Source organism: Oscillospiraceae bacterium (genome assembly GCA_034925865.1).
Classification (GTDB): Bacteria; Bacillota; Clostridia; order Oscillospirales; family SIG627; genus SIG704.
In genome coordinates, this window is the sequence record JAYFRN010000048.1 from 1 (window position 1) to 9,364 (window position 9,364).

At 40.9% G+C, this 9,364-nt stretch carries 7 protein-coding genes and 1 other annotated feature; of the genes, 6 read left to right on the top strand and 1 reads right to left on the bottom strand.

Translation table 11 applies throughout. From position 1 onward, the window contains the following. Positions 1 to 211 precede the first annotated feature (211 nt). The 6 genes from VB118_12945 to VB118_12970 all read left to right on the top strand — a co-directional run bounded on the left by VB118_12945 (position 212) and on the right by VB118_12970 (position 8,642). Positions 212 to 1,117 (top strand): hypothetical protein, encoded by a 906-nt coding sequence (locus VB118_12945; GenBank protein MEA4833509.1) that lies wholly within the window; start codon positions 212 to 214, stop codon positions 1,115 to 1,117. A gap of 42 nt (positions 1,118 to 1,159) precedes the next feature. Further along, the gene (locus VB118_12950; GenBank protein ID MEA4833510.1) at positions 1,160 to 1,984 is read left to right on the top strand and encodes a hypothetical protein; all 825 of its coding nucleotides are present in this window, start codon (positions 1,160 to 1,162) and stop codon (positions 1,982 to 1,984) included. Between the two features lie 252 nt (positions 1,985 to 2,236). After that, positions 2,237 to 3,103, top strand: coding sequence for a hypothetical protein (locus tag VB118_12955; GenBank protein ID MEA4833511.1), 867 nt, complete (start codon positions 2,237 to 2,239; stop codon positions 3,101 to 3,103). A 147-nt stretch (positions 3,104 to 3,250) separates the two neighbouring features. After that, positions 3,251 to 3,584, top strand: a binding site (T-box leader). A gap of 61 nt (positions 3,585 to 3,645) precedes the next feature. Next, on the top strand, positions 3,646 to 6,021 hold the full coding sequence (locus VB118_12960; GenBank protein MEA4833512.1) for a valine--tRNA ligase: 2,376 nt from the start codon (positions 3,646 to 3,648) through the stop codon (positions 6,019 to 6,021). Positions 6,022 to 6,197: 176 nt separating this feature from the next. Next, positions 6,198 to 6,974: a helix-turn-helix transcriptional regulator gene (locus VB118_12965; GenBank protein MEA4833513.1), complete on the top strand. Its 777-nt coding sequence runs from the start codon at positions 6,198 to 6,200 to the stop codon at positions 6,972 to 6,974. A gap of 123 nt (positions 6,975 to 7,097) precedes the next feature. Next, entirely contained in the window at positions 7,098 to 8,642 is a 1,545-nt protein-coding gene (locus VB118_12970) for a helix-turn-helix domain-containing protein (protein MEA4833514.1), read from the top strand. A gap of 213 nt (positions 8,643 to 8,855) precedes the next feature. Here VB118_12970 and VB118_12975 read toward each other — a convergent pair whose 3' ends face one another. Continuing rightward, positions 8,856 to 9,182: a hypothetical protein gene (locus VB118_12975; GenBank protein ID MEA4833515.1), complete on the bottom strand. Its 327-nt coding sequence runs from the start codon at positions 9,180 to 9,182 to the stop codon at positions 8,856 to 8,858. Between the last annotated feature and the right edge of the window lie 182 nt (positions 9,183 to 9,364).

Below are 9,364 nucleotides of genomic sequence, written 5' to 3' on the forward strand. Positions count from 1 at the left end.
GACTGCGGATGATACATTCCTATCATTTCCCGCAGCAACTCTTCTCTGCGTGGATCTCTTTTCTCTCTTGTCATTTTTTTCAACTCCCATTTTTTATTATATTACTTTTTGAGAGTTTACACAAACCATTTTACACTGTCAATTAATTACTCAACATATATCTGCCGGAACCTACTATATAAAAGCTTATAGTGTTACCGGTTACAACCCAATGGAAGCTTATACCCTTAGGGTTAAGCAATACTCATCTAACATTTCAGTATCAAAGCAGAGTCAGACTATTCCTTCATCTCCATCTATACTATCTTCTGGATTAGTTGACACTTCAAATAGCAGAATGGAGTATGAAGTTACCATTGAAGCAACATATACTGCTCCCGCTTCTACAGAGATAACATTCGGATTTGAGAACATAAATACATCAACACAAAAGCTTGTATCTAGCAATAATGTTACAGTATATGCTGATTCGAACAATACAGCAACAGCCACAGCAATATATCATGTACTTGGCACGTCAAATTTAACTCCTGTAGTCACAGTATCCGTTTATGGTACACAAAGTGCATTATATGAGCCAACAATTAACATAACAACAAGCGCTTCATATGATTCTACTTTTTTAATATCTGGATATGTGACTGCATTAGAATCTGATCCAAGCTTTTCTTCATCAAGTGTTCAAATTACTGCTAATATATATCAGACGTCAAACACTGAAGTGCTTATACTGCCTAAGAAGTTCGTTGATGCGATAAATTGCGAGGGAGACGGAAGACTGACTGATGGAAGATATGTACATTATAATTCGACAAACAATTATACAATTTATCCATCTGATTGGCATGTGTCAGGAGCAGCAGGGAAATATCTAATACCATTTGAGTCTTGCGCAGTAGATCCATCGCACATTATAATGCGTAATAGTACTCAAAAGTATGCAAACATATTTATTAGTGGAGTAAATTGTTATTTAACTGCTCTTGATACAGGTTCCGCAATAAACGATTATATTATTGATGTGTATTGCGGAGCAATTACATATGATCAACTTAATGCATATAGCTGGGGTATGTCCCAGCAAAACGTCACCCTCAACAGTATATATTCTTATTAATGTTAGCAAAATATTATAAATCAAATCATATTGGAGGATGTTATGAACAAAAAAATAATTACGGCAGCTTTTGCGCTGACAATCGCGCTTATGCTCACAGTTACAACTTTTGCAATAGGCAATACCATAAATATCATTCCAGAAGATTATGAAATAGATAAAAGTGTTTTAAGCAGCGAGTCTTATAAGAATAGCCTGAACGCCTCTGATCCGGATCTTACGGTAGTAATGGCGAACGGTAAAGAGATATGGTACAGAAGCAAAAAGGTGGAAGAAGCGCTTGTACCCGGCACGTGGTACTATGCCGACGGCATGTACACCGACATACCGGTAATGGATGAAAACAATTTTCCGTCATACTACAACACGGAGTATTTTGCGAAGTTCAATACCGAAATCAACGGATACAAGGTTAGGTTTATCAAAAATGACGTAACCGAGAGCTTCATTATATATCTCGAAAATCTCGAAACAGGCGAAATGACCGCGTTCTTTAAGCCGTTTATGATGTTATGGGGCGTTCGGGATTTAAAATTTCTTGATACTGGTGAAATACTTCTAGTTACGAACAGCGCCCGTGGATGGCTTGATATCACAGTATACGACCCGGCGGAGGGAAAGCTTATTTGCGACACGACGGGAATGCGTGTTTCTGACTACTGCATTAACAGCGAGGGAGAATTCTATTTTGTCGCGGAGTCCATCGTGTATGACAAATCCTGCAATCCGTCTGCCGTGTTCGCCGCAACCGGAACAGCGTATGACCTGTCAGTTGAAAACGGAATGGCCTTGGCAAAAATACGGAACATGACCGAGGACGATTCTCCGGACTCTGAGGTCAAAACCGCGTTGGCCGCCAAGAAATAAGTAAACAACAGCTTTGCCGATATCTCCGTTATTCCCCGGCAAGACGGCTTCACGGTTATGAGGCGTAAAAAGCGCAGGGATTATTAAAACGGCAATTAAATAATTCTTGTCTTATAAGAGATAAAAGCTCATATATAACAGAGCTTTTTCTCATTTAAACAGTAATTATTTAAATACCGAGTTAATAATTCCCTCGCTTATAAAATAATGAGCCTTGATAATACGGTTTTATTAACGAAAGGATTCTTATTCATGAAAAAGGTAAGATTCGGTGTATGTTGTTTTAAAGCGGCGGCGTTTTTAATTGCCTTGTCATTTGCTATACCGCTGTTTTCCTCCTGCGAAAAAGGATATCTAAATTTTGAAGGAAAGACGAACCCAGAATCAACATACACCGGAGCAAATGTAGACGGAGATATAAATTTTGAGAAAAAGATGAACACCAGCCTTGAATCGCTTGAAGCGCTTCTGGTCAGGGAGAACGAGCTGCATCCCAATCCGGAAAACGAAAAAATCCGCGGACTTTTCAACGAAGATTTATCTGCGCTTTGCGAAGCAGGGGCATCCTGCGACAGTGAAGAGCTTTTAAATAACTATAAACTCACGCCCGAAAAGCTAAGTGGCCTTATTAATAAGCTTATGAACCTCAGCGGAGCAAAGGGAGACAGTATTTCTGCAGAATACAACTCCGATGAGATAGCGGACATATTATTGAAGTTAAAAGAAAAAAAGAATTTTAAGAAAATATGCGCCGAAGTATTCGGAAAACTGTCGTATACAAAAACAACCCTGTTTCTAAACTATATACAAAAAAGCGATATAAATGAGGAACAGAAAAAGATGTTTTACGGCCTGTTCCTTGACAGTGTTCCGGAAAGCGACTGCTTTGTAAACGAAACGGAAAATGTTTTTACATACAACCTTCCGATAGAATCAGACGGAAGCTTTAATACGTTTTTATTCCGCAAGGATATGAACTGCATTTATGACCTCGGTTATCATGCGCAGAAGGCGATGTACGATTTTTACGGCGACTGCGCTCTCGTGCCGCTGATGTCGAGGCATTTCGCACAATATGTAATGCTACGCTTTTTTTCTGGATTCTGGTATAAAATTTAATGCGGTCACTCCGACCGTGTGTTATATCAAATCCTCATACCGTATAACAGAGCGTCCGAGAGATAAAAGCAAGCGTCTGTAAACATTTTTTATTCCGGTGCTTGATTTCTCATCAAAAACATATTATAATAACAGAAATTGAATACAATAAAGGCATTGACGAGGAGAAGTACATACTTATCCGATGCATAGAGAGAAGGTGGACGGTGTAAACCTTCATGAAGAAAGTATGGAAGTAGCCTCTGAGCTGTGAACCGAACGGGAACATAATTTCCCAGTAGACTTCAACGGAATTTCCACCGTCATAGGGAAAACGATATCGGATATGCTGCGGCTTTTATTAAGCCAACAATAAAATATACCTCAAACAATTATTTTGTTGCTGATTAATAATACAGACGCTGATATCCCGCATCGGTTAAGAGCAGGAGAGAAATCTTCTGAATTTAGGTGGTACCACGGACTGATGTTCGCCCTAAAGTAAATGATTACTTTAGGGCGTTTTTATTGTGTTCGATTAATTATTTTTACGGAGGTATCACATGGAGAAGGATTACAGTTTTCAAACAATCGAAAAACAAATGCAGGAATTTTGGGAAGCCGAACACATTTACAAATTCGACCCAAATAAAAAAAGAGAGATATATTCTATCGACACACCGCCGCCCACAGTCAGCGGCAGCCTGCATATCGGTCATATTTTTTCATACACTCAGGCAGAAATGATAGCAAGATTTCGCAGAATGCAGGGTTATAATGTCTTTTATCCTTTTGGGTTTGATGATAACGGACTGCCGACAGAACGGCTCGTTGAGCGTGACGAGGGTGTCATAGCAAAAAATATGCCACGAAGCGACTTCATTCTGAAATGTATTTCTACAACTAAAAAAAATGAAAGCGAATTTAAAAGCATGTGGAGATCGCTCGGCTTTTCCGTCGACTGGTCTCTGCAATATGAAACAATCAGCCCAGCAGTCAGGAAAATATCGCAGGAATTATTTTTGGAGCTTGTGAAACAGAAAAAAGCATATTCAAAGGAATCGCCCGTTTTGTGGTGCACGGAATGTCAAACCTCCATCGCGCAGGCGGAGCTTGATACAAAGGACATCGATTCAACCTTCAACTATATTCCATTTACAGTTGACGGAGATATTATCGAGGTCGCAACAACCCGCCCGGAGCTGCTTTACGGATGTGTTTGCCTGTTTGTCAATCCGGAGGACAAGCGTTATTCCAAATTTATCGGCAAATCCGCGCGTGTTCCGCTTTATAACTATAATATACCGATTATGACGGATAAAAAAGTCAGCCTTGATAAAGGAACGGGAGCGGTCATGTGCGCCACCTTTGGAGACAGCACAGATGCCGAATGGACAGAAGAGTATAGTCTTCCGTATCGTAAAATCATTTTACCTGACGGCTTTATTGACAAAAGCGTTCCGTTTATCGGCGGAATGAAAACAACTGCCGCAAGAAAAGAAATCATCAGGCTGCTTTTCGAAAAGGGGCTGCTTATAAAATCAGAAAGCATCACTCACACAGTGGCCGTCCATGAACGCTGCGGAAAGGAAATTGAAATCATTCCGTCTCGTCAGTGGTATATTGACATTTTATTCGAAAAGGAGCGATTTCTGAAAGCGGCCGATGAAATTAACTGGTATCCCGAGCAAATGAAAAACCGTTATATCGCCTGGGTCACGAACCTCAAATGGGATTGGTGTATTTCCCGGCAGAGATATTTCGGAATACCGTTTCCCGTCTGGTACTGCAAAGGCTGCGGTAAAGCTGTCTTTGCTGATCCTGATCAGCTGCCTGTAAATCCGCTGGAGACGGAATATAATGGCAAATGTGAATGCGGATGCCGCGAGTATGTCCCGGAAAGCGCTGTTTTTGACACCTGGGCAACTTCGTCAATAACTCCGCAAATAAATGAACGTTTCGGTATTCCGCTTGTTCCGATGAGCATGAGAGCACAGGCACACGAAATTATCCGCACATGGACCTTTTATACAATAGTCAGAAGTCTTTACCATACAGGAAAGCTTCCATGGAAGGATATTATGATAAGCGGATTCGTTCTTGCAAAGAAGGGCGAGAAGATCAGCAAGTCAAAAAGCAACAGCGATTTCGCGCCGGCAAAATTGATTGCCGATAATTCCGCAGACGCTATGAGGTATTGGGCGGCAAGTGCAAGGCTCGGCACAGACACATTTTTTTCGCCGGATGATCTGTCAGCTTCAAAGAGGTTTATTACAAAGCTGTGGAACGCCTCAAAATTTGCGATTTCTCATTTGCAAAATATTGATTTATCAAAAATTCCGGAACTGCTGCCCATTGATAAATGGATAATGGCCCGCACTGATGATGCGATCATTGAAGCAACCGAATTGCTGAATGAATATGAAATCGGTTCGGCAAGGCATGAAATCGACGAACTGTTTTGGAAGGATTTTTGCGATAACTACGTCGAAATCGTAAAGGAAAGGCTGTATCGGCCCGATATTCACGGTGAAGAAGAACGAAAAAGCGGTCAGTATGCGCTTTATTATGCTTTAATCAATATCATCAAGCTGTACGCCGTTTACGTTCCGCATATCACTGAATATATCTATCAAGAGTTTTTCAGGCAATATGAAAATAAAGCATCAATTCATCTGCTGCTTTGGGAAAAGCCAAACGGAATAGATACGGAATTACTGGAGTTTGGCGACGCCTTGAAAAGCTCGATAGCCGAAATGCGTAAATACAAATCGGAGAACAAGCTTTCAATGCGGACGCAAATAGAAGCAATGAAAATTATCGCTCCGGAAAAACTTATACCCTTATTCAAAAAAAGCGAAAAGGACCTTCTGGCCTGCTCAATGGCAAAATCTTTGATCTATGTGACATTGCCCGAAAAAGATACGCGGCCTCTTTGAAAAAAACCGGCAAGAAACTCTGTATAAATGACTTTAAAGCTATATCTATGTGTTTTTTATCCAACCGTGTGTTGGATAAAAAGAAATTTCGTCAAACTGACGCGTCATTGCTTTTATCTGCCATATGCGTTACAATAAATCCGCAGCTGTAAAACAAATAACGGAGGTAAGCCCGAATGAACGACTTAAAAATAAACGAACAGATCGCATTTTTACGAAAGCAGAAAGGAATGACGCAGGAAGAGCTTGCGCATTCTCTCGGCGTCACCAACCAATCCGTATCAAAGTGGGAATCGGCTCAGTGCTGTCCTGATATACAGCTGCTGCCGGAGCTCGCGAAAATATTTGATGTTTCCATTGACGAGCTTATGGGGTATAAAGCTGCCGAAAGCATGCCCGATATATACCTGAAGATCAAAGCCTTATTTGAATCCATTCCGAGAGAAGACATTTTCGACAATGCCTTCCGTTTATGCGCTCTTTTACATGAAGCGGCGATGACGGGCGGTTACAAAGAGCGGGTGCCCTGGAATACCGACATGAATCATGCGCTTGGTGAAGATTTATACAAATGGGGATTTTCTGCATGTTCCTTGCCCGAGGGAAACACAGTCCATACCGGAAACGGTCTGTTTATCGCCGACGGCAGACATTATCACGCGCCAACCGCATCGCAGATCATGGATTTATATGTCTCTCTTGACCGTCTGTGTGACCTGAACGTTTTGAAGATCATGTACTCGCTGTATGAGATGACTGTCAATGACTTTGACCTGTATGTTCCGATTTCTGAAATCGCGAAAAAAGCAAAAATGTCCGAAGCTGAAACCGAAAAGGCACTCGAACAAATACCGGTGACCGTCAAGGATGGCGAAAACGGTGATTATCTTTACCGGATAGAAGGCAGCTATATGCATATGCCTTCCCTGCTCCTTCTGCTGCGGCAAAGATAAAATAATAATAATTATTTAAAAAACCTCTTGACTCTCCATTTAACTGTAATGATATTCTTAATTTGCGAAGAGAAAATAGCGCTGTTTTTTCTTCGTATAAATCCGAATGATGGGATCGACAAAATGTATAAAATCGGTGAACTCTCTCGGCTGTGCAGTCTTCCTGTAAAGATCCTGCGTTATTACGACAGCGAAGGGCTTCTCGTACCGGATGAAATCGATCGTTTCACAGGCTACCGCTATTATTCCGCGGCACGGCTTGCCGACTGCAACAGAATCATTGCGCTCAAAGAGCTCGGCTTTACATTGGATGAAATCAGAAGGCATATGCATTCCGATAAACCCGATGATATCGCAGAGCTTGTCGAAGCGAAAATCGCAGAGCTTAACGAAACCGTTTTACACACACAGTCACAACTTAAGCGGCTTGAAGCCGTAAAAGAAATCATTACAGAAGGAGCAAAAGCTATGTTTGATGTCATTATCAGAAGCGCGGACACTATGTTGACGACCGCGTCACGAAAAAACTATGAGTCTAAGGCAGATGCCTTCGGCGAAATTGAAAAAATAAAATCGGTTCTTCCGAAAAACATTCTCGGAAAACGTGAGGTCATAATCAATTACGAAACCGAATACCACGACCGCGATTTTGACCTTACCGCCTGTGTGGAAATCACGGGAAAGCTGCCGCCGGAATGCGGATTCAACGAAAAAACAATCACTATTCCAGGGGATGTCGCGTCGCTTGTCTGCGATCGCGAGGAGCTTGATGAAGCATATCGTTACATGGCGAAGCAACTCGAAGAAGCTCCGTGTCAAATCGTAGGCGCATTTTATGAAATTTACTATGACGACGGAACAGTTGAACTGAAGGTTCCTGTGTGCAAACTGACAAAAAACTCATTGTTTGTGAGCGATGATATTAATCTGCCGTTTGTAAATGACCCCGATGCGGTGGGAAAGTGGGAAATGCTTGATATCGTTCCGAGCAGGGAGCAATTCGTGTACGGCGATGAAAAATGCGGTCACCAGGCATGGCTTAACGAGCTTTACTTTCTCGACGGCGGCGAACAATATTGGGGCGTCGGCGGATGGACAAAGGGATATTTATATACCTGGGGAGCATCTCCTCAAGATACCTTGAAAAACAGATATACAATAGAAAATCAGAACAGTCATACGCTCATGTTCCTTGAAATGAAGCATTTTAAGGACGGAAATGGGATATGCGGCGGTATGCCCGAAATCTGGGTGTACGAAAAGGTCTCGGATGAAATATTTCACGCTTCCGATATAAAGCTGCGTGATCCCGTTGATTATCCTTTCATTTCAGATAAAAACATCCTCGGCACATGGATTGTACGGGATTTTTACGTATGGAAAATCGAGGAAAATTTTGATCCGGCAAAGCAGAATTGGCCGAAGGAAGACTTGTTTTTCCTCAAAGTTGAATTCCGCAGTGACGGAAAATGCATTCACACTACAAAGCAGCATGTAAGCACGCTTGCATGGACAAAGGGGCTAATGCTGAACAAGCATAATGAAACTGCCTCCAAATATGAAATAAAAATTATTGACGGCAAAGAATTTCTAATACTTGAATGGAAATGCGGAGACTATCAGTTTGGCGGCGGAAGCATTTATTGGTATGTTTTTGTTCGCGAATAACTGAGAATTTTAGTCGTAACTCGGCATTAAATAATGCCCGCTTTATAGAGAGAGAAAAAGCCCTGGTATATGGGCTTTTTCTCTCTATAAAATAAATATTATATAATTGTCGTTTAATAAAAGAGGATGCACTCATTATCAAATATAGCACATCCTCTCATATTCTGTCTAATTCAATCTGAGGAGATCTTTGGTGAAGAGTGAGTCCAAACATCATTCCCTAAAGAGGGATCTTGCCACCACAAAAAAGCTTTCGTTTTTCATCGCAGTTGACCTTGCATTATTTCTTATAGCTCTTAAAGCAAGAATTTCATTGGGCCCAATCGAATCAGATTCTAAAGACGTAATAACTGAAATCATTTCATCTTTTTTGAATGAGATATTATCGATAGAGTAACTATCTTTAAATAAATCAGATTTTATTTGCTCAGCGTTGTTTATTAATGTTTTATTCTCCATAACCATAATCAGAAAGACAGAAGCAGCAGCAAAAATTGTTACCAGCAAAACTAATAATCCAATTCGTTTAATATTTTTCACGCTAATTTCCTCCGCCTACAGTATATGTAGTGTAATCTGTTCCTTAATCCCTAACTTTCAACAAAGCAAGTAATACGAAGGGAAATATCAATAAAAAATGCGCAAAAAGCGAGAAAGAGCTTGCTTTTTGCGCATTTTTATGGTAAAATGGTATTACGTGGCAAGTAATATTGAGAGGGTGA

Coding starts and splice junctions, on each gene's coding strand:
- VB118_12945 (MEA4833509.1), top strand. CDS start 212: ATGGAAGCTTATACCCTTAGGGTTAAGCAATACTCATCTAACATTTCA.
- VB118_12950 (MEA4833510.1), top strand. CDS start 1,160: ATGAACAAAAAAATAATTACGGCAGCTTTTGCGCTGACAATCGCGCTT.
- VB118_12955 (MEA4833511.1), top strand. CDS start 2,237: ATGAAAAAGGTAAGATTCGGTGTATGTTGTTTTAAAGCGGCGGCGTTT.
- VB118_12960 (MEA4833512.1), top strand. CDS start 3,646: ATGGAGAAGGATTACAGTTTTCAAACAATCGAAAAACAAATGCAGGAA.
- VB118_12965 (MEA4833513.1), top strand. CDS start 6,198: ATGAACGACTTAAAAATAAACGAACAGATCGCATTTTTACGAAAGCAG.
- VB118_12970 (MEA4833514.1), top strand. CDS start 7,098: ATGTATAAAATCGGTGAACTCTCTCGGCTGTGCAGTCTTCCTGTAAAG.